Raw genomic sequence first — 18,487 nt, forward strand, 5'->3', positions numbered from 1 at the left:
GGCAAGCGGCTTATGTGTTGGCTCATATAAATTACATTTATGGCAGCCAGCACATCAGAACAAAATTATTAGTCAATTCCGATATTGATAAAATATCGGAATTCCACCATAATTGTTGTATGGCAAACTTAGCGCGCGACCCAAAGCAAGTCGGCAACCTCATCCGCCGCGCACGCAAGCAGCGGGGATGGAGCCAGACGCAACTCGGCGAGAGGGCGGGTCTCCGTCAGGAGACAGTCTCCTTAATCGAAAGCGGCAATCCCGCCACCAGACTGGACACGATCCTTGCGGTGCTTGCCGCGCTCGACCTTGAATTCCAGATCGGACCACGATCCAAGGGCAGGGCGGCCGCTATCGAGGATATCTTCTGATGGCGCGCCGCCGGCAGCATGTGCCGCTGCACGTCTATCTCAACAACCGCCTGGTCGGTCATTTTTTTAAGGAGCCGGGCGGCGCGATCAGCTATCAATATGACGAAAGCTGGCTTGGGTGGGAGAGCGCCATCCCGGTCTCGCTTTCTCTGCCGTTGCGGGAAGACGCCTGGCGCGGTGCTCCCGTCATTGCGGTCTTCGAAAACTTGCTCCCTGACTCCGAACTGCTGCGCCGACGCGTCGCGGAAAGGGTCGGCGCCGAGGGAGCCGACGCCTACAGCTTGCTCGCGGCCATCGGGCGGGATTGCGTCGGCGCCCTCCAGTTCGTTGCCGATGGTGTCGATGAGCGGGGTAGCGGGATCGAAGGAGAGCCCATCGATGACGCTGCGATCGAAAAGCTGCTGCGGAATCTTGAGCAGGCGCCCCTTGGTCTCAGCAAAGACGACGGCTTCCGGATTTCCGTTGCCGGCGCGCAGGAAAAGACGGCGCTGCTCTGGGACGGCAAGCGCTGGCGCAGACCTCTCGGGACAACCCCGACGACCCATATTCTGAAGCCTCAGATCGGCGAACTGCCGAACGGCATCGATCTGTCGAACAGTGTCGAAAATGAGTTCTATTGCCTGAAGCTGCTCGCAGCCTTTGGGCTTCCGGTTAACAACGCCACCATCGAGACATTCGGGAGAACGAGAGCGTTGGTCGTCGAGCGCTTCGACCGGCGCTGGACCCGGGATGGACGCCTGTTGCGCCTGCCGCAGGAAGATTGCTGCCAGGCGCTGTCGGTGCCCCCGAGCAGGAAGTATCAGAGTGACGGCGGGCCCGGCCTCGTGCAGGTCCTCGACCTGCTCAAGGGCAGCGACACGCCCGATGAGGATCGCAAAACTGTCCTTAAGGCTCAGATCCTCTTTTGGCTCATTGGGGCGACCGACGGACACGCCAAGAATTTCAGCATCTTCCTTGGGCCGGGCGGCACTTTCCGCCTGACGCCGCTCTACGACGTTCTGTCAGCCCAGCCGAGTCTCGACGCCCGCCAGATCGAGCGCAAGCAGATGAAGCTTGCCATGGCCGTGGGTGCCAAGAACCACTACAGAATTGATGGAATTCAAGGTCAACACTTCTTCGAGACAGGACGAGCGGCGGGATTTTCGAGGATGACCATTCAAACTGTGATTGACGAAATCACTGCCGCCGCAGGCGATACGCTGGAATGGCTGGCAGATGAATTGCCGCCCCGGTTTCCCAAAACGATCCATGCTTCTGTCAGTAAGGCCTTCGTCGCACGTCTCCGGATTCTTTCAGCTTGAATATGAGATGCGATGGAGGTGCCGGCGGTCTCTGCGTACAAACGACAGAAGAGGACGTCGAACGTCAATGGTAGAAGTGCAGCATCGTCGCCGCTCGACAATTTAAGCATCAAATCAATCAAACGCCAATGATAGATGCTGACATGTCGATTTTGACGAACGCGCGAATTAGTCCAACGATTTCAAGAGGACGGTTTCTTGACGGTCAATCTGACGGTATTGCAGAATCGTGAATGAGAAAATGAGGCTTTATCAATCTGATAAGCGCTCAATTGATGATCGAGTGGGAATGAAAATACATCATAAACGAGCTATCGCTCGCTATCGCAAGTCATATCTAATATATTGAAAATAAAATAGATTTTTCTCATTTGCTATCGCTCGCTATTGCCCCTAAGCGATACGTTCTGACGGTTATTCTGACGGTATGAAATTTCTCGTGCAGGCGATTTTGTCACGATACCGTCAGATCGACGCCTTCCATGAACTGCGCTCCCATGCGGCCCACCGCCTGGGGCGCTCTCTCAGAGGCCGGGCGCCTGGCCGTGATTTCCGCAAAATGCCGGCGCAGCTCCGGCGCTTCCATATTCTGTCGCTGCGCGCGCTCGACGCGCATCAGCGCGGGGAAAGCTACCGCACCATCGCCGAAGTTCTGCTCAGCTTTCGTGGATCGAAAGAGGACTGGGAAAAGTGACCCGCGCAAAGATCAGGTTCGCCGTCTCGTCAGTAATGGGCTGAAAATGATGCGGGGCGGTTATCGACTGCTGCTCCATTATCCGATCAAACTACGTGCACGATGATGCGACGCGCGCTATATAAATTGCGCCGCACAAACATGAACCGCTCACTGTCTTTTTCTCTTGTGTCATCGACGGCCTGCCGCGCAGCAGTAGCGTTTCATCACATCATAACGATTCAGAGTAAGCGGATCAGAATTTATCGTTCCAGACCTTTACGCAATTCCGACCGGCATCTTTGGCGGCATAAAGAGCCTTGTCCGCTGAGCGCAAAAGCGAGTCGCGAACGTCGGCTGAATAGAGTCCTCGCGGGACCGTCTTCACTCCAACGACACCGATGCTGACAGTGATCCGCTCAAATGGGCTGCCTTTGTGTTGAATGGAGAGACTGCGAACGGCGTGGAGGATCGTTTCGGCCACATGCTCGGCCCCGGCGAGATCGGTGTCGGGCAGGATAACAACTAGTTCTTCTCCGCCGTACCGTGTAGCGTAGTCGCGGGATCGGATAGAGGATCGGATCGCCGAGGCGATCGCCTTCAGGCCTTCGTCGCCCGCGACATGGCCATAGTGGTCATTATAAGACTTGAAATAATCCACATCGATAATCGCCACTGAGATTGGACGCTGCTCCTGGGTGCAACGGCGGAGTTCTCGTTCGAAAAATTGGCGTAGTCCGTGACGGTTCGCCAATCCAGTGAGCGCGTCTGTTTCGGCATGCTCCTGCATCTGCTTGTAGGCGACAGCAAGGTTCTCGTTGACGGCAGCGAATTCCAACTTCAGTTTCGAAATATCCGTGAGCGTAACAGCGATAGCGGAAACGGTTTTGTCGCGTCCGTGAGAGAGCGGGCTTACTGAAACGAGGAACGTGGTGTTCCTGTAAATGATTTCGTGAGCGGGGATGATGCCGCCTGTATCGAGCACTTGGAAATCTCGGCGGGCGTTTGCGACTAGCTCGGGTGGGCAGAAATCCTGCATGGATTTGCCGGCAAGCACGTCAAGACTGGTGTTGCAGATATCGGCGTATCTGTGGTTCGCGCCGAGATAATGTGTCTCTCGATCTAGCAAACAGACCGGCACGGGCAACGAGAGGAATATCTGTCTCAGATCCTCAATAGGTAGTCGATAGATCATTTGCAATTGTCCCCCAGACCTCCTCATCTATCCGACCCTTCTATTGAATTGAAGCCAGATTACCGCCCACATCCTGCAGTACGCATCAGCGACCATCTCGAACAGCTTGCTCCAATATCCGACGATAACCGCCCTTCGACAGCCATTCCGCGCGAACAAGATGGCTTTCCCAGCAATGACGGGTGCGCAGTTCTTCAGCGATCGGATCGCGGCGCAAGACGATACGCGAGACCTCGGCCCAATCCGCGCCATCGCGGCTGGCATCCAGCAGGCGCAGATAGGTTACGTAGTGTTGCTCGTCATAGGGCGTGATGTCGGGGCCGGTGGGGGCCTCGTCCTCCACGTCCGGGTCGAGTCGTGCCCGCGCATACATGGTGCGCTATCCTTTCCGATAGGGCGGTGACGATAATAATGACGCCAGTCCAGCAAGCAGGATGAATAGCATGACTCTATACGAATAGGAACGATCATTCCTAGAATGATCGTTCCTATGCTGATCCCTTCCTGCCATGGATCTTAAAGAGGTCATGGCGAGGAATCTGCGGCGGGTACGTCATGATAAGAAGCTGACGCAAGAGGAGCTCGCCGACCGCGCGAACCTAAGCTTGCGCTATGTCGGCGCCATCGAGCGCGGCGACGTATCCGCCAGTGTAACCGTGCTTGGCCAGATTGCCGATGCTCTTGAGATCGAGCCGGGCGAACTGCTGAAGAAGTCCAACAGACCAAGGTAGTTTCTGATCTCAGCGGCAATGCCGCCGGCCGCTGCCACGCGGATACAAACAACGATTCTAGCCAGAAGAGGAAAGGGGTGCCGCGAGCGTGTGAGCGCAAATGCGGCACGCTACACAGCGCCGATCCCTCGCCATGGTTCGCCGTAGCTCGCTGTCATCACCGACAGCCGCACGCCATTGCGAACCGGAGGTGATCCCATGCGCGACCCATTGGCGGGTCTGCCGCCACGACTCTTGCGCACGCCCGAAGCTGCCCGTTTCCTCGGCATCTCGTTGCGTACGCTGGAAAAGCACCGCACTTACGGCACCGGGCCGATCTACCGCAAAATCGGTGGTCGCGTCGTCTATGCGGTCGATGACCTGCTCGCCTGGTCGGCGGGAGGCGCCCGCAAATCCACCCACGACAAAAATGCCGGCACGGTCTTTCCCGCGCGCCCGCTGACCCCGCAAGAACGGGAGCGGTCCTGAATGTTGCGCGAGGACGATCACAGCACCTCCGCGCGTCCAGACGAATCCAGCGAGCGCCGCCGCCTCGATCCCTTCGTGGTCGCGACCGGCGATGCCCCGCCGCGCGACCAGCGCGACCTGATGGAGCGGCCGTTCTTCTCGCTGGCGAAGACGCCGCGCACGAAACCCATTCTCTACAAGACCGCCGATGTCGAGGTGCAGGTGCTCGGAATGCCAGAGCACGGCATGGCGACCATCTGGGACGCCGATGTGTTGATATGGGCGGCCTCGCAGATAGTGGCGGCCGAGAACAGCAGCCTTCGCACCTCGCGATTCTTCCGCTTCACGCCGTACCATCTGCTACGCGCCATCGGGCGGCCGACTGGCAATCATCAATACGTCTTGCTGAAGGCCGCGCTCGCGCGCCTGCAATCCACCGTCATCGCCACCACGATCCGCAACGGCCCGCATTGGCGTCGCCGGCAGTTCTCATGGATCAACGAGTGGGAGGAAATGACGACGCGTGCCGGCCGCGTCGAGGGCATGGAATTCGTCCTGCCCGAATGGTTCTACAACAGCGTCGTCGACCGCTCGCTCGTCCTCACCATCGACCCGGCCTATTTCCGGCTGAGCGGCGGCATCGAACGCTGGCTTTATCGTGTCGCCCGTAAGCACGCCGGCCATCAGCGCCATGGTTGGCTGTTCGAGGTCGCGCATCTCCATGTGAAGTCCGGCAGTCTCGCCCGCGTCTCAGACTTCGCGCTCGACCTGCGCCGCATCGTGGCCCGCCAGCCATTGCCCGGCTACGAGCTCCAGATCGAGCGGAACGATGGCCGCGAGTTGCTGCACATTTCGGCCAGCAAACTCGTCCACAGTGCCTGTTGATAAAGGTGTGAAAACTATCGGCACATTAGGCGCACGGGGTATCGGCACATCGGGCGCAGAACTACTGGCACATCAGGCGCACGAACCGCAGTTAAATCTCTGGCCTCAAAACGAAAACCGCGCGCCTAACTTCTCTAACAGTGAATCTAACTTAGATTCTGATGCGCGTAGACAAGGCGAACATGGTGCCGCGAAACGATCGGGGCGCATGCTATGATCGTCGCGCCGCTCAACCAGAAAGGAGGCGTCGGCAAGACGACGCTCGCGCTCCACCTCGCCGGTGCATGGGCGCAGCGAGGCCATCGCGTCATGCTGATCGACGCCGACCCGCAAGGCTCCGCGCTCGACTGGTCGCAACAGCGGGCACGCGAGAACATGCCGCGGCTGTTCACCGTCGTCGGTCTGGCGCGCGATACGCTGCACCGTGAAGCGCCCGAGCTGGCGCGCGATGCCGATCATGTCGTCATCGACGGTCCCCCGCGCGTCGCCGGCCTCATGCGCTCCGCGCTGCTTGCCGCCGACCTGGTGCTGATTCCGGTGCAGCCGTCGCCGTTCGACGGCTGGGCCTCCGCCGAGATACTGGCTCTCTTGAGCGAAGCGCGCATCTACCGGCCGGAGCTGGCCGCCCGTTTCGTGCTCAACCGTTGCGCCGCGCGCACCGTCATCGCCCGCGAGACGGCCGAGACGCTGGCCGATCACGATCCGCCCGTGCTCGCCACGACCATCGGTCAGCGCGTCGTCTTCGCCGACGCCGCGCAATCCGGCCAGCTCGCCAGCGAGATCGATGGCGACAGCCCGGCCGCGTGCGAGATCGCCACACTTGCGACCGAGATCGACCGGCTTCGCGTCGGGAGGGCTGCGCCATGAGCCCGCGCGGAGAACGCCGCTTCGCATCGCGGCCAGGCGATGCCGAGAGCTGGATCAAAACCACTGAGCGACAGCAGGACGGCAAGGCTGACGGCGGCGCGTTCACCGCGCGTCTCACCATCGACATCACGCCCGAGCTGCGCGGCCGCATCAAGGTCGCGGCGTTCCGGCGCGGCGTGACCGTCACCGACATGCTGCGCGATCTGTTCGCCCGCGAATTTCCCACTACCGAAGGAAACCAGACATGACCGGCAAGGCGGGACGCCGCGCGCACGGCCGTCCGCTGCCGGACGGGCCTGCGCCCTTCACCACATTGGTCGAACTGACGTTCCAGAAGCAGAAGGTCGAGCACTGGATCAGGTTCGGCCGCAAGAGCTACGAGCAGATTCTCGACCGTCGCCGCAGCGTCGTCGGCTTAGTGCCGAACAGCGTCTTCGCCTTCGTCCGCTGGGCGGCCGGCGAGCACGGCACCATCATCTCTCGCATCGACATCGTGCGCGCGATCGGTCGCGGCGAACCGTTCCAGACGCTGCCCTTCGTGCGGCCCGGTGGCGACATCCTGTTACGCCTCGACACTTGGCCGAAGGTCGAGAAGGCGTTGCGGGCGATCGACGCCGTAGAAGCGCTCGGCCTCGATCCGGCCGACGCATCGCCCGATCATTGGCGGCACGTCCACAACCGCCTGACCGCCAATCTGGAGCCGCAAACCTATACGCCGGAACGTCATGCGGCGTGGCTCTGTCGCCGGAGGATCGCGCCATGACGCGCGTCGGCCTCGTCATCACGGCGGCGCTCGCGACGTTCGGCGTCGGCTATCCTGGCCTCACGCTGATGCCGGTCAAGCTGATCTGGAACGCATCGCCCAGCGCGCCGATCGGCTTCTACGCGATCGACTTCGGCGGCCCGTTCGAGGTGACTGATCTCGTCGCCATCGACGCACCCGAACCGCTCGCGACCTTCCTTGACGAGCGCGGCTATCTGCCGAAGGGCGTGCCGCTGCTGAAGCGCGTGCTTGCCGTCTCCGGACAGACCGTTTGCAGGATCGGCCACGTCATCACCGTCGATGGCGTGATTGCCGGCGCAGCACTCGAGCGCGACCGGATCGGCCGTGACCTTCCCGACTGGCAGGGCTGCCAGCGCATCCATACCGGCAAAATCTTTCTGATGAACTGGCAGGTCCGCGACAGCCTAGACGGCCGGTATTTCGGGCTGATCTCCACCGACCAGATCATCGGCCGCGCTGTCCCGCTGTGGACCGACGAGGGCGGCGACGGCCGCTTCGTCTGGCGCGCGCCGACGCACTGACCATTCCCACCAACAGCAACAGAAGGAGATTATCTATGCCGCAGATTGGTCAATTCATTGCCGAGAATGAGAACCTTGTCGGGCGCGTTCACACGCTCACGCTCGACCGCGATCTCACCATCGTTCCCGCAAAAGACTCCGATGCCGAGAACGCGCCGCACTACCGCATTCATCACGGCGATGGTGACGGTCACGAAGTCGGCGCGGCGTGGAAACGCACCGGCGAAAAGGCCGGCGAGTATCTCTCCGTGCTGCTCGACGATCCGGCCTTGCCGCAGCCGATCCGCGCCAACCTGTTCCGCAACGACGATGCGGGATCGTCATGGTCGCTACACTGGAGCCGCCCGAAACCGCGCGACGAGCGGGACTGAGCCATGCGGTCCCGCGTCATCATCGCGCTCAAAGTCCTCATCCCTTTGTTCGCGGAAAAGCCGTCTCATCCCTTCATCCCGCTCGACCGCAGAACGGCCGGCGCGCGCAGCGAAGGTCAAGGGCGGCCAACGGCCGGCGCTTCGCGCGCACCCTTGACCACAGCGAGCACGCTGGCAGGCTGGCGTCGTGGCTGAGAAAGGCAGGCACAGCGCTATGCCGTTTTCCTCGCCAGTGCGCTCGCGCTCTGTGCGGGACCGGCCATGACGTTCGCGCAACCCGCGCCCGCTACACGCACGGTCGCCGCCGATCCCCATGGCGGTCACATCGCCGAGGCGTCGCAGCGCTTCGGCATTCCCGCGCGCTGGATTCGCGCGGTGCTGCGCGCCGAGAGTGCGGGCGACGTGCGCGCGGTCTCGTCGGCTGGTGCGATCGGGCTGATGCAGGTCATGCCCGGCACCTGGGCGGCTCTGCGGGTCCGCTACCGTCTAGGCCGCTATCCGTATCAGCCGCGCGGCAACATTCTCGCGGGCACGGCGTACTTGCGCGAGATGTGGGACCGCTACGGCAACGTCGCCGCGATGCTCGCCGCCTACAATGCCGGTCCCGCGCGCTATGACGAACACCGCGCGACAGGTCGCAGGCTTCCGGCCGAAACCCGCGCCTATGTCGCCGCCATCCTGCCGATGATCGGCGGATCGGTTGCGTCCGATACCGGCGCAATCTGCTCGCCACGTTGCGCGGGCGAGAGATCGCCCGCGTCGGGGCGAACATGGCGACGGCCAAGGCATTGCCGTTCCGTGCCGCCACGGACGGCGAGACCGTTTCCGGCAAGTTCACCGGGACCGTCCAGCTATCCAGCGGCAAGTTCGCCATCGTGGAAAAGAGCCACGAGTTCACCCTTGTTCCGTGGCGGCCAGTCATCGACCGTCAGCTTGGCCGCGAGGTCATGGGCGTCGTGCAGGGCGGATCGGTGTCGTGGCAACTCGGGCGGCAGCGGGGCTTGGGGCTGTAGCCGGCCGGTAACTGTTCTGAAATCGGCGGGGCGTAGAAGGAAAGCAACCATGCAGACTGCTTTCCCTTTTTTGTATTACCATGTTGTCGCTGACATTCGCCGGCTGCGACATGCTTGGGTTTCATAGCTGGAATTGGCACCAAAAGCTGGAGTTGCACGTCAGCACGCCACGAGGTGACGTCTCGGGCGGCTCGGTGGTCTCCGTCGCAGTAGGGACAACGCCACGCCGGTATGGCGTCGGTGATTCCAGAGAGGAGCTGGAAGCAGCAGCGTGAGCGGCGAGGCGGCCTTCGTTGAGATCGCGCCGTTCGCCCTGTTAAAAGGGAAAGCCTTTGGCCAGGAAACCGCGTTGCGCACATTCGCGGCCGACCAGATGAGCGGAATCACTGAAGAAAAGTTGCATCGTATTTACGATAGCTTTGAGACTCTGCGCGAGCGTCGCGAGCTTCCTCGTAATCTTTATCCGATGCTGGTGACGTTCACCGACATCAACGATCCCAGGACTATGAGAGAAGTTAATCCAGACGATCTCGCAGCCGTATTTGGCTCTGCATAAATCTGAAGTCCATCACAATCGGACTTGTCGATGAGCCAGTGACAGAAGGAAAATTCCTTAGCTTGCTAAACTGGGCAACAAAGAAAACGATAGATCTCGCGCGATGACGGGCGAAAAGAGGCATTGCGCTATCCAGACAATAATCCGCGCAGACATCCTTCCTGCCCTTGGCTCAAGAGAAAGGATGTTTGGCAAGTCCGTATCCTACGACGGCATAGTCTTGACGAGACTCCTGAAGGTTTGGGCGAAAGGGCAATGAGCTGTCTTGACATCTAGTCGATCAATGGTCTGATTGGCACATCCACTTTGTTCGATAGGTTTCAGACCATTTGTTCAAGCAGCCCCAACTCGAGTCGGTGAAGGCCTGGCTTGCCCATCCCGCTCATGCAGCAATGCCGCTTCACGCGCGGATTCAGCGGGCGATCCGCCGACTGATCCTCGACGGCGCGCTCGGTCCGGGGAAGCCGCTGCCAGCGTCGCGCGCGCTCGCCAAATCCCTTGGCGTGTCGCGCGACACGATCGAGGCGGGCTATGCCCAGCTTCACGCCGAAGGCTTCATCGATCGGCGCGTCGGCAGCGGCAGCTTCGTGGCGCAGATGGCGGAGTTCACGCCGGGGCGCGGGCTGTCTCAGCGGAACGCGCGCAACCAAGCTCCCAACCTCAGCAAGCGCGGCAACGCCATGTTCCGCAGCGGCGGCGTGCGCGAGCTGCTTGCACCTCGGCCATTCGCGCATGGGATGCCGGAGACACGCAGCTTTCCGCTTCCGCTCTGGGAACGCCTGCAACGACAGGTATTGAAGGAAACCGGCACGCAGGCTCTGCTTCACGGCGATCCGCAGGGGGCCGAACCGCTGCGACGCGCCATCGCCGATTATGTGAACCTTGAGCGCGGTGGGCGCGCCACAGCCGACCGGGTGCTGATCCTCACCAGTTCGCAACAAGCGCTGACTCTGTGTGCGAACCTGCTGCTCGATCCCGGCGATCGGATCTTCATCGAAGACCCGGCTTACTATGGCGCGCGCAAGGCGTTCGACGCGGCGGATCTGGAATGCGTGCCCGTTCGCGTGGATCGTCAGGGCATCGTCGTTGAGCGGGTCACGGCTGAATCACGGAAGGTCAAGGCCGTGTACCTGACGCCCTCTCACCAATTCCCGACCGGCGCGACGCTGGCGCTCGATCGGCGTTTGGCCTTGATCGAATGGGCGGCCCGGCACCAAACCTGGATCATCGAGGACGATTACGACAGCGAATTCCACTATGCAGGCAAGCCGACAGCCTGCGTGCAGGGCCTCGATCCGCACGATCGGACCATCTACATCGGCACCTTCACCAAATCCCTCTTTCCCGGTCTGAGGATCGGCTATGTCGTGCTGCCGCTCCAACTCGTGAAGCCGATGTCGGTGGCGCGCACGCTATTTGACGGGCATTCCGCTCCGATGGCGCAATTGACGCTCGCCCGGTTTATGGAAGGCGGGCATTTTGGCACGCATGTCCGCGCCATGCGCGGTATCTACGCCGAGCGGCTCGACGTGCTGGCAACCCTCGTCAGAAAACGTCTGTCGAATTTTGTCGAAGCGCGGGTGCCCGTCGGTGGCTTGCAGATGCCGTGCGTGCTGACCTGCGACATGTCGGAGCGCACCGCCATCGACGCGGCCCGACGTGTCGGGATCGAGCTTCTGGGCTTGTCGGCGCTTCATGTCGCAGGGAACGGCAAGGCTGGGTTCCTGATGGGCTTTGCCGCCTATACGCCTACTGAGATCGAGGTCGCGATCGTGAAGCTGGCGAATGCGCTTCGGTCCGTGACGAAGCCGTAGGCTGGTCAGACGCCGAGCATCCGACGATTGGTCCGGTTCAATGCTGGGAAATGGATGGGTGCAGCGAGCCATTCCTTTGGTAGTTTGGATAAAGACACATTCCGCGTTCGCGAATTACAGTTGTGTCGGGGCATTGAGTAAAACAAACGAGCAGTTGTGCCGGAAACCCAGGGGGCTGTGTTTCGTGGTTGGGGCCGACTACAGGCTTAACTGTGATTATGACTGCGCGGCACCGCGCATCGGTACGGTTTTGCCGGGCGGCGTGCTGCAAGTTTATCCACAATTTCAAATAATTTGTCGCATTCCCGATGCGAAGGTGGGGGCCTCGCCTCCGCTCTTCGTGCCACTGTCGCATGCAACCCGATCGCATGTTTTACGGGGTAGCTTTCTGCCTGAAACAGAAGCAGATAAAAAGGCAAGGTCGAGATGTTGAATGAAAAATCCGACTCTGAGCTTCATTCCTCTTCGGTCGAATCCGATGCCTCTATACCTCAGTCAGCCCCAACTGAGCCGTCCGACCGCAAATCTGTGGAAGGCGGATCTCTGGCTGGCTTGCTAGCGAAGCGTATCGGAGAGGTTGTCAGTATTCTTCTGCCTGTTCCCCGCTACCGCCATCTGGCCATTCAGGATATCGAATGGATCGTGATTGCGCCGCTGCTTCAGAATCATCTTGCGGTGGTCTCCGCGAGCCGCAAGGGGCATGAGGGCACGCAACTTGTGGGCGCGCTGATGTGGGCGAAAGTCTCGCCGGACGTCGACCGCAACATTAGAGAGCAGATCCGATCCGGCGTTTTCCCCGTTCGGCTTAAGCCTGACGAGTGGTCGAGCGGCGATATCGTTTGGTTGTTGGACGTGATCGCGCCGACGAAATCGCTTGCGACCCGCCTTGTTGCAGAGATTGGTCGCGATCGCTTCCGCGACACCCCTGTTAACGCACATCCGCTCCTCAAAAAGTTGATCGACAGTAAGGCCTTGCGTGATCTCGTCGTCAAACCGACGCTGGGCAAGAATGGCGAGCACGAAGCGCGCAGTCACTAGAATCTGGCAGAGATAGAAATGAACGTGAAGCGTAGAGCCTTGCTGATACTAATATCATCCCGTAACGGGAGTTATGCCCTGCTGCCAAGCAGAGGTTCATGCAGACATTGAAGATGAAAAATGCTGCCCGTGCTTGGATAAAGGCAAGAAAGCATGAGGGAGACATGATCTCCTCCGGGAGACGACGATCGACTCTAGCGGTCGTTTTTTTAGCTGCGTTCCTAGCCGTATTGACGACGGAGGTCGATGCGGGTGCACGAGAGGTTTCTAATCAGATTGAAGTTGCTTTTGGAGCAACAAAGGTTGCAATCGACAAATCCCTCGTCGAGACTTTGGTGGGCGATCAAAATGAAGACATAAAGAGTTCAAGGGATATCAATCTTCCGAAGGGAGCCATATTGACGCTTCGTCCGCCGATGTCAGTACGTGAGGGGTATTCGCCTCCTTGTAAGCCCATTGCTGCGATACATCTAATACGTGAGCATCGCATGCCACTGTCTGAGAATCATTTGCTGAAAAATTCCACGCTTAAGCCAACAGCATTCGAAGGAATTGAGAAGGTTATATTTGAAGCCGGGCAATCCCTCGATCTTTATCAATTTCAATCGGCGGAATTGACGGATTTTTACGGTGAGAGAATCTCATTCTATCGAGGTGCTGATCGCATAACGATCGAATTGCAGGTCTCAGCGGAATTCCACGTTACGTTAATAGCACCACTCGATGACTGCTTCTTCGAGCAAGGTGAAGGTATGGCCAAAAGGCTAAGAAAATTCGCTTTCACTAGTGTCATCAAATGAGATGGGGGGCGTGTCCGTCGTCAGATAATTTGAGACTGATTAGGTGGCTCGCGAAGAGAGGCTCTGGCTGATCTGGGGTTAGAGTTTAAGCGGCCTGCAGTTGATGCTGCAAGCGGCGGTTCGCGATAATGGCAAGCTTGATGCGTTGACGTTCTGCGAGGATCGTCTCCGCTCGGCCAAAGTAGACGTCGGCCGGCGTGAGGTTTTTGATGCTCTCATGATAGCGGGCGTGATTGTAGTGCTCGACGAAGGCGGCGATCTGGCGTTCGAGATCGCCGGGCAGATAATAGTTGTCGAGCAGAATGCGGTTCAGGGTCTGGTGCCAGCGCTCGATCTTGCACTGGGTTTGCGGGTGATACGGTGCTCCTCGCACGTGCCGCATGCCCTTGTCTCCGAGCCAGTCTGCCAGATCGCCTGCAACATAAGACGCGCCATTGTCGCTGAGCAGCCGCGGCCGCTGCTTTATATGGACGTGGTCCAGGCCTGATGCGGCCAACGCCTGGTCGAGCGTCGCAGTGACGTCGGAAGCGCACATGGTGGGGCCGAGCCTCCAGGCCACGATGTAGCGCGAGAAGTCGTCAAGCACCGTCGAGAGATAGTACCAGCCCCAGCCAGTGATCTTGAGGTAGGTGAAGTCGGTCTGCCAGAGCTGGTTGATGGCGGTGGTCTTGTCCTTGAACTCGTTCGCCGCCTTGATCACCACAGACGCCGAGCATCCGACGATTGGTCCGGTTCAATGCTGGGAAATGGATGGGTGCAGCGAGCCATTCCTTTGGTAGTTTGGATAAAGACACATTCCGCGTTCGCGAATTACAGTTGTGTCGGGGCATTGAGTAAAAACAAACGAGCAGTTGTGCCGGAAACTCAGGGGGCTGTGTTTCGTGGTTGGGGCCGACTACAGGCTTAACTATCATTATGACTGCGCGGTACCGTGCATCGGTGCGGTTTTGCCGGGCGGCGAGCTGCAAGTATATCCACAATTTCAAATAATTTGTTGCATTCCCGATGCGAAGGTGGGGGCCTTCGCACTCAACCCAACAACGGATAACCGAGCGTCGAGCCATTTCAAGCTCTCGGTGCCTCCGCTCTTCGTGCCACTGTCGCGTGCAACCGATCCTCTCTGCGATTTCATTCCGGCGTTTGATAGCTGGAATGCGTCATGAAGGTTGGGGCGCGACTTCTTCTCGTGGCCGTCGGCGTTTTGCTAACAGCACTGGTCGCTGTTGCGACCTCTCTGCCCATTCGTCAGGCGCTTGTCGGCAACTGGGATTTCACGAAGTCGGTAGAGCGAGATACCGGCACCTATTATCGTCTAAAGGTGAAGCTCACCTACAAGGGAGAGCCGCAAGATTTTGATATAATCGTCGGCTGCAATACACGGCAAACGAACTACAGGGATGGCGGCCGTACTGTTGAGGTCGGCCTCATCCCCTCGGTTTTCGGTCGGCGGATGAGTGACGGCAAAGGGTTGGTCGTCCGGCCGCCCGATGCCTGCTCGGGTCAGACCACGGAGAACGGAGGCATAGCTCCTGACCTGCTTCCTGTCGTCGTCGTTTTTGAGAGCGCAGACACTTTCGCCTTCGGCACGGCCTACCTTTCCGATGACGCTTACGAGGGGCCGCTGTCCGATCTCAAGTTCGGCGGCGCCACGGTTGAGAAAGCCGATGCCGCTGCTTTTGAACAATTCCGGCGCGAGCAGCCAAATGCGATTACGCGATCGCAGTATCATACGCCGCGCGGCGTGGCCGCTCTGAAAAAGCATGGTTTGCCTGCCGCCCGAATTCCGATGGCAGGAGGGTGCAGCGGATACGCGCGATATCGATTTGTCGCAGCGGATCGAGAGCGAGTGCATGCTCTGTGGTCGGCAGATCGCCCACGCTATTGGGTGCCACAAACGGATACAGAGCGAGATGCGGCGGACGCTCTTGTTTACAATCGACCGATGCTCTCAGACCATCCGGATGCGGTGCCCCGCCCGCGTTATGGGTACATGTGGGGGCTAAATGTTGAGATCGCCAACCACGGTCTGGCGCGACGCCACCCCGTGCCCTGGAAGGGACACGCTGAGCGGCCGCCGGTCCCCTCGTATTACCCGGATATCGGCGGCTGGGTCGCCCGTCCTTGGCCGACGGATCCCGTAGCGCGTGCCGAGGAGCTTCTCCGCAAGGGACCACGGGTCGGCGCCAGCATCGATTTTCGCGGCGGGATAACGCGCGGCTTTGCTTATTGCTATCCGTATCCAGAAAAATTCCCGACGGGGGTCACATATCCCGATCCATGGACCGCCCCGGGGGTCGCTTACTTCAAAATACCCCAAATGAACTACGTCGATCAATCATTGGTCGTCCATTCGCCACGGCTGGGGCTAGATCCAGGTCCTCGGCTTATTGTAGAGCGCGATGAGTTCGTCTTCATCAAGTTTGGAATATCGCTGCAGTCAACGAGAGGAGACGTCTAATGGCCCTCACTGAACTTCAAACGGCTGCAGCACTCGCAGAGAAACTGTATTCCAATGTGCCCGCGCCCATTACACTCAAAGTCCTGAGGCAATCTGTCTTTAGAAGCAGATTTGAAATCGAGAGATAGCCGTCGGGATGTATGCAGAAGCAAGACGTTTTCTCCGCATGATAATCCTGTTGCTAACCGGCTTGGTTACGACGGGCTGCTCACCGAGCGCGTCTGAACCCGAGTTTACTCGGTTCATCAAGATGACGGTCGACCTGTCCTATATAGGAACTCCTCTTACGATAAGTATCGTCATCAGTTGCGGTGTGCAGACGCGGCAAATTCTCGGAGAAGGTAGAAGTGCCCGTTATATCTGGGCGCCTTACATCTTCGGCGAGCGGACAGAAACCGGAGAAGGTATTCTGGTTCAGACGCCAAACATCTGTGGGCGAGATCTGGCGGAGCATCCAATGCCGGATGATTTTCTTCCGGTTGTATTCTGGGCGCCTGATGCAGGTAATCTTGAATTCATGGTCGCTTATCTTAACGAGCAGGCTTATGACCAACCGATCGCAAAGCTCAAATTTAACCGAGCAACTTTTGCGCCGGCGACTAAAGTTGATTACGACAGTTGGAAGTTGACGGAGTGGAAGAAGAACATCGTGCCGCTCGCGACGCGGCACGATGAATATTCCAAGGGACACAATTTCTTCCAAGGCGGAGAGTTTTTTCCTAGAAGTGACCGTCGCAGTCTTCACCGTTTGGTATTTTCACCATTGGCCTGTCGTGCGTATCTCCGCGTTCCCATTCCGGAGTCGGCGCGAAGCAGGATTCAGGCCGCCTGGCCTGTTGGCAAACCTCACTTCTGGCTCGGCGCTCGTTCAATTCAAGAAGAGCTTGAGAAGCAATATCCGCAAATCTTTACGGGGTATCGGAGGTTAGATCCCAATTGGGATCGCGAAATGCCGGGGGCACTTCCAAGCTTCTACGAGGGAGTCGGTGTGAACCGAGCATCAGGCCTCGGCCATATTGTCACAAATAAGCTCGCGGTGGCATCGGGGCGTGGATTGAGAATTCCATATCGAGTGAGTACGGGATATCCGTGGGCCTCCGACCGCCTGCTAACCGATCATATGATCGACGTGCATGTCGACACCAAAGACGGCGCGGATCACGGCTTTGCATACTGCTTTCGCGATATGTACGCGACCTACTTTCACCCAGACCTAAATCAGCCACCAACCTCCGTCGGCCAACGGTTCTATATCGACAATCAACTCATTGGCGTTTGGCCGAAGGGGCAGGGTTCGGCACCAACGCCCGTCATTATGGAAGACGACAAATACATTTGGCTTGCCGATCGGTCTGCGTTTCCGCTGACACACGAACTCGCGAGGATGCAATGAAAACTGAAACAAAGTACGCTTTACTCAGCGATTTCGTTTATTCGCGCAATGGTGACGGGACCGCACAAAACGTCGCGTTCAATATCCCAGATCTAATTTCTGGCGCGACCTTAGTTCGAAATAGTGGCTCGTTGAGCAGCGGCTTATATGCCGAAGCGTGGAGTATCGATGGCAAAATTGTTATTGTCTTTCGGGGAACCGACTTCAACGCGCCGGATAACAAAGATATTACGACGGATGTTGCTCTTGCGCTAGGCAGCCCACAGAACGCGCAATTGCAGGATGCGATTGCCTTTGTCGAAGCTGTAAAGGTTGATCAAGGAAATAACTCCTCCAACTTCGTTTTCGCCGGGCATTCGCTTGGTGGTGGTCTTGCGGCTCTCATGGCAGCAAAATATGGGAAGGAAGCGTATGTCTATGCTCCTGCACCATTCAAAGCTACAAGCGATTCGGGGGGCTTTATCCCCGACGGACTGGATGCCGACTCGCGAGCCATCCTGCTCGCTGGGAAACCAACGCCCCCACTGGTCGGAGGTCTTCCAGATGAATCGGATCCTGATTATCAATCGGCCTTGGCTTCATATTACGCAGCGAAGTCCGTGCGCGATGCAATTGTAAACGGCAACTATGCGGGAATCCACTCTTACGGACTTGACGACGAGTTGCTGCAAAAATATCACGCAGACTCCACATTGGTTTGGATCGCAGGTCAATTTGGCATTTCACATTTCGATTCTTCTCCGGATGTTTCTTTTTTCGATCGGAGGTGATAGCGACGCTCGATCTTTGAGCGCGAGTTGCTTCCGGTCTGGCGCAACCGTCTGCTCACGGAAATTACCCCTGGCGATCTTAGGGCACACTGCGGCAAGATTGTCGAACGAGGTGCGCCGGCTACTGCGATCCACGTTCGCGATGTCCTAAAGCAGGTCTATGGATTTGCGATTCTCCACGGTGAGAAGGTTGCCAACCTCGCCGACGATGTAGGGCCAGCCTCGATCGCGGATTTCGTACCGAGGGATCGATCACTCTCGCCATCTGAAATTCGCGTGATGTTGAAGCAGATTGAGCATGTCGCCACGCTGCCCACCATCCGCTTGGGTCTGCGCCTATTTCTGCTCACGATGGTTCGCAAAAGCGAACTTCAGGACGCGACGTGGGATGAGGTGGGTTTCGAGAACGCCGTCTGGACGATTCCGAAAGAGCGGATGAAACGCTCGAAGGCGCATAACGTCTAGACGCCGCCGCGCCCGGCTGCCCGGGCACGCTTCA

The 18,487-nt window shown here is 58.7% G+C and carries 20 protein-coding genes and 5 pseudogenes; 22 read left to right on the forward strand and 3 right to left on the reverse strand.

Going from position 1 to position 18,487, the window contains the following annotated elements:
• Positions 1-14: 14 nt before the first annotated feature.
• The 4 genes from ACMDCM_RS04165 to ACMDCM_RS04180 all read left to right on the forward strand — a co-directional run bounded on the left by ACMDCM_RS04165 (position 15) and on the right by ACMDCM_RS04180 (position 2,472).
• Entirely contained in the window at positions 15-371 is a 357-nt protein-coding gene (locus tag ACMDCM_RS04165; protein WP_412772388.1) for a helix-turn-helix domain-containing protein, read from the forward strand.
• Positions 371-1,672 carry a type II toxin-antitoxin system HipA family toxin gene (locus ACMDCM_RS04170; protein WP_412772389.1) on the forward strand — a complete coding sequence of 434 codons (1,302 nt, stop codon included), beginning with the start codon at positions 371-373 and terminating at the stop codon, positions 1,670-1,672. Before ACMDCM_RS04165 ends, ACMDCM_RS04170 begins: the two co-directional genes overlap by 1 nt.
• Before the next feature lie 439 nt (positions 1,673-2,111).
• Positions 2,112-2,366, forward strand: coding sequence for a DUF2285 domain-containing protein (locus tag ACMDCM_RS04175; RefSeq protein WP_412772390.1), 255 nt, complete (start codon positions 2,112-2,114; stop codon positions 2,364-2,366).
• The gene (locus ACMDCM_RS04180) at positions 2,338-2,472 is read left to right on the forward strand and encodes a DNA -binding domain-containing protein (RefSeq protein ID WP_412772391.1); all 135 of its coding nucleotides are present in this window, start codon (positions 2,338-2,340) and stop codon (positions 2,470-2,472) included. The genes ACMDCM_RS04175 and ACMDCM_RS04180 overlap by 29 nt, the downstream gene beginning before the upstream one ends.
• A 129-nt stretch (positions 2,473-2,601) precedes the next feature.
• Here the strand turns inward: ACMDCM_RS04180 and ACMDCM_RS04185 are convergent, their stop codons facing one another.
• On the reverse strand, positions 2,602-3,540 hold the full coding sequence (locus ACMDCM_RS04185; RefSeq protein ID WP_412772392.1) for a sensor domain-containing diguanylate cyclase: 939 nt from the start codon (positions 3,538-3,540) through the stop codon (positions 2,602-2,604).
• Positions 3,541-3,625: 85 nt separating this feature from the next.
• A complete protein-coding gene (locus tag ACMDCM_RS04190) occupies positions 3,626-3,913 on the reverse strand; it encodes a DNA -binding domain-containing protein (protein ID WP_412772393.1) in 288 nt (95 codons plus the stop codon).
• 136 nt (positions 3,914-4,049) lie between these two features.
• Here ACMDCM_RS04190 and ACMDCM_RS04195 point away from each other — a divergent pair, with 136 nt between their 5' ends.
• The 14 genes and pseudogenes from ACMDCM_RS04195 to ACMDCM_RS04260 all read left to right on the forward strand — a co-directional run bounded on the left by ACMDCM_RS04195 (position 4,050) and on the right by ACMDCM_RS04260 (position 13,367).
• Positions 4,050-4,271 (forward strand): helix-turn-helix domain-containing protein, encoded by a 222-nt coding sequence (locus ACMDCM_RS04195; RefSeq protein WP_412772394.1) that lies wholly within the window; start codon positions 4,050-4,052, stop codon positions 4,269-4,271.
• A 198-nt stretch (positions 4,272-4,469) separates the two neighbouring features.
• Positions 4,470-4,739, forward strand: coding sequence for a helix-turn-helix transcriptional regulator (locus ACMDCM_RS04200; RefSeq protein ID WP_412772395.1), 270 nt, complete (start codon positions 4,470-4,472; stop codon positions 4,737-4,739).
• Positions 4,740-5,820 (forward strand): annotated as a pseudogene (locus ACMDCM_RS04205) (replication initiator protein A).
• On the forward strand, positions 5,817-6,470 hold the full coding sequence (parA, locus tag ACMDCM_RS04210; protein ID WP_412772396.1) for a ParA family partition ATPase: 654 nt from the start codon (positions 5,817-5,819) through the stop codon (positions 6,468-6,470). Before ACMDCM_RS04205 ends, parA begins: the two are co-directional and overlap by 4 nt.
• On the forward strand, positions 6,467-6,718 hold the full coding sequence (locus ACMDCM_RS04215; protein WP_412772397.1) for a hypothetical protein: 252 nt from the start codon (positions 6,467-6,469) through the stop codon (positions 6,716-6,718). The genes parA and ACMDCM_RS04215 overlap by 4 nt, the downstream gene beginning before the upstream one ends.
• Positions 6,715-7,233 (forward strand): DUF2840 domain-containing protein, encoded by a 519-nt coding sequence (locus ACMDCM_RS04220; protein WP_412772398.1) that lies wholly within the window; start codon positions 6,715-6,717, stop codon positions 7,231-7,233. Before ACMDCM_RS04215 ends, ACMDCM_RS04220 begins: the two co-directional genes overlap by 4 nt.
• Positions 7,230-7,775 carry a S26 family signal peptidase gene (locus ACMDCM_RS04225; protein ID WP_412772399.1) on the forward strand — a complete coding sequence of 182 codons (546 nt, stop codon included), beginning with the start codon at positions 7,230-7,232 and terminating at the stop codon, positions 7,773-7,775. The genes ACMDCM_RS04220 and ACMDCM_RS04225 overlap by 4 nt, the downstream gene beginning before the upstream one ends.
• A 35-nt stretch (positions 7,776-7,810) precedes the next feature.
• A complete protein-coding gene (locus ACMDCM_RS04230; protein WP_412772400.1) occupies positions 7,811-8,146 on the forward strand; it encodes a DUF736 domain-containing protein in 336 nt (111 codons plus the stop codon).
• A gap of 261 nt (positions 8,147-8,407) precedes the next feature.
• A pseudogene (locus ACMDCM_RS04235) lies at positions 8,408-8,878 on the forward strand (lytic transglycosylase domain-containing protein); the annotation flags it as partial.
• A pseudogene (locus tag ACMDCM_RS04240) lies at positions 8,845-9,159 on the forward strand (DUF3363 domain-containing protein); the annotation flags it as partial. The pseudogenes ACMDCM_RS04235 and ACMDCM_RS04240, both read left to right, overlap by 34 nt.
• A gap of 271 nt (positions 9,160-9,430) precedes the next feature.
• On the forward strand, positions 9,431-9,715 hold the full coding sequence (locus ACMDCM_RS04245; protein ID WP_412772401.1) for a hypothetical protein: 285 nt from the start codon (positions 9,431-9,433) through the stop codon (positions 9,713-9,715).
• A gap of 329 nt (positions 9,716-10,044) precedes the next feature.
• Positions 10,045-11,529, forward strand: a complete 1,485-nt coding sequence (gene pdxR, locus ACMDCM_RS04250) for a MocR-like pyridoxine biosynthesis transcription factor PdxR (protein ID WP_412772402.1) — start codon at positions 10,045-10,047, stop codon at positions 11,527-11,529.
• 426 nt (positions 11,530-11,955) lie between these two features.
• On the forward strand, positions 11,956-12,567 hold the full coding sequence (locus tag ACMDCM_RS04255) for a toxin-activating lysine-acyltransferase (protein WP_412772403.1): 612 nt from the start codon (positions 11,956-11,958) through the stop codon (positions 12,565-12,567).
• Positions 12,568-12,665: 98 nt separating this feature from the next.
• Positions 12,666-13,367 (forward strand): hypothetical protein, encoded by a 702-nt coding sequence (locus ACMDCM_RS04260; protein WP_412772404.1) that lies wholly within the window; start codon positions 12,666-12,668, stop codon positions 13,365-13,367.
• 85 nt (positions 13,368-13,452) lie between these two features.
• On the opposite strand, the pseudogene ACMDCM_RS04265 reads toward ACMDCM_RS04260, so the two are convergent.
• Positions 13,453-14,076 (reverse strand): annotated as a pseudogene (locus tag ACMDCM_RS04265) (transposase); the annotation flags it as partial.
• A 450-nt stretch (positions 14,077-14,526) separates the two neighbouring features.
• On the opposite strand from ACMDCM_RS04265, the gene ACMDCM_RS04270 reads away from it, so the two are divergent.
• From ACMDCM_RS04270 to ACMDCM_RS04285, 4 genes and pseudogenes are all read left to right on the forward strand, one after another.
• The gene (locus ACMDCM_RS04270; protein WP_412772405.1) at positions 14,527-15,825 is read left to right on the forward strand and encodes a hypothetical protein; all 1,299 of its coding nucleotides are present in this window, start codon (positions 14,527-14,529) and stop codon (positions 15,823-15,825) included.
• A gap of 250 nt (positions 15,826-16,075) precedes the next feature.
• On the forward strand, positions 16,076-17,218 hold the full coding sequence (locus ACMDCM_RS04275) for a hypothetical protein (RefSeq protein WP_412772406.1): 1,143 nt from the start codon (positions 16,076-16,078) through the stop codon (positions 17,216-17,218).
• Positions 17,215-17,988: a lipase family protein gene (locus ACMDCM_RS04280; RefSeq protein ID WP_412772407.1), complete on the forward strand. Its 774-nt coding sequence runs from the start codon at positions 17,215-17,217 to the stop codon at positions 17,986-17,988. The genes ACMDCM_RS04275 and ACMDCM_RS04280 overlap by 4 nt, the downstream gene beginning before the upstream one ends.
• Before the next feature lie 3 nt (positions 17,989-17,991).
• Positions 17,992-18,450, forward strand: a pseudogene (locus ACMDCM_RS04285) (tyrosine-type recombinase/integrase); the annotation flags it as partial.
• Between the last annotated feature and the right edge of the window lie 37 nt (positions 18,451-18,487).

The organism is Nitrobacter sp. (assembly GCF_047149785.1).
In the GTDB taxonomy this organism is placed as follows: Bacteria; Pseudomonadota; Alphaproteobacteria; order Rhizobiales; family Xanthobacteraceae; genus Nitrobacter.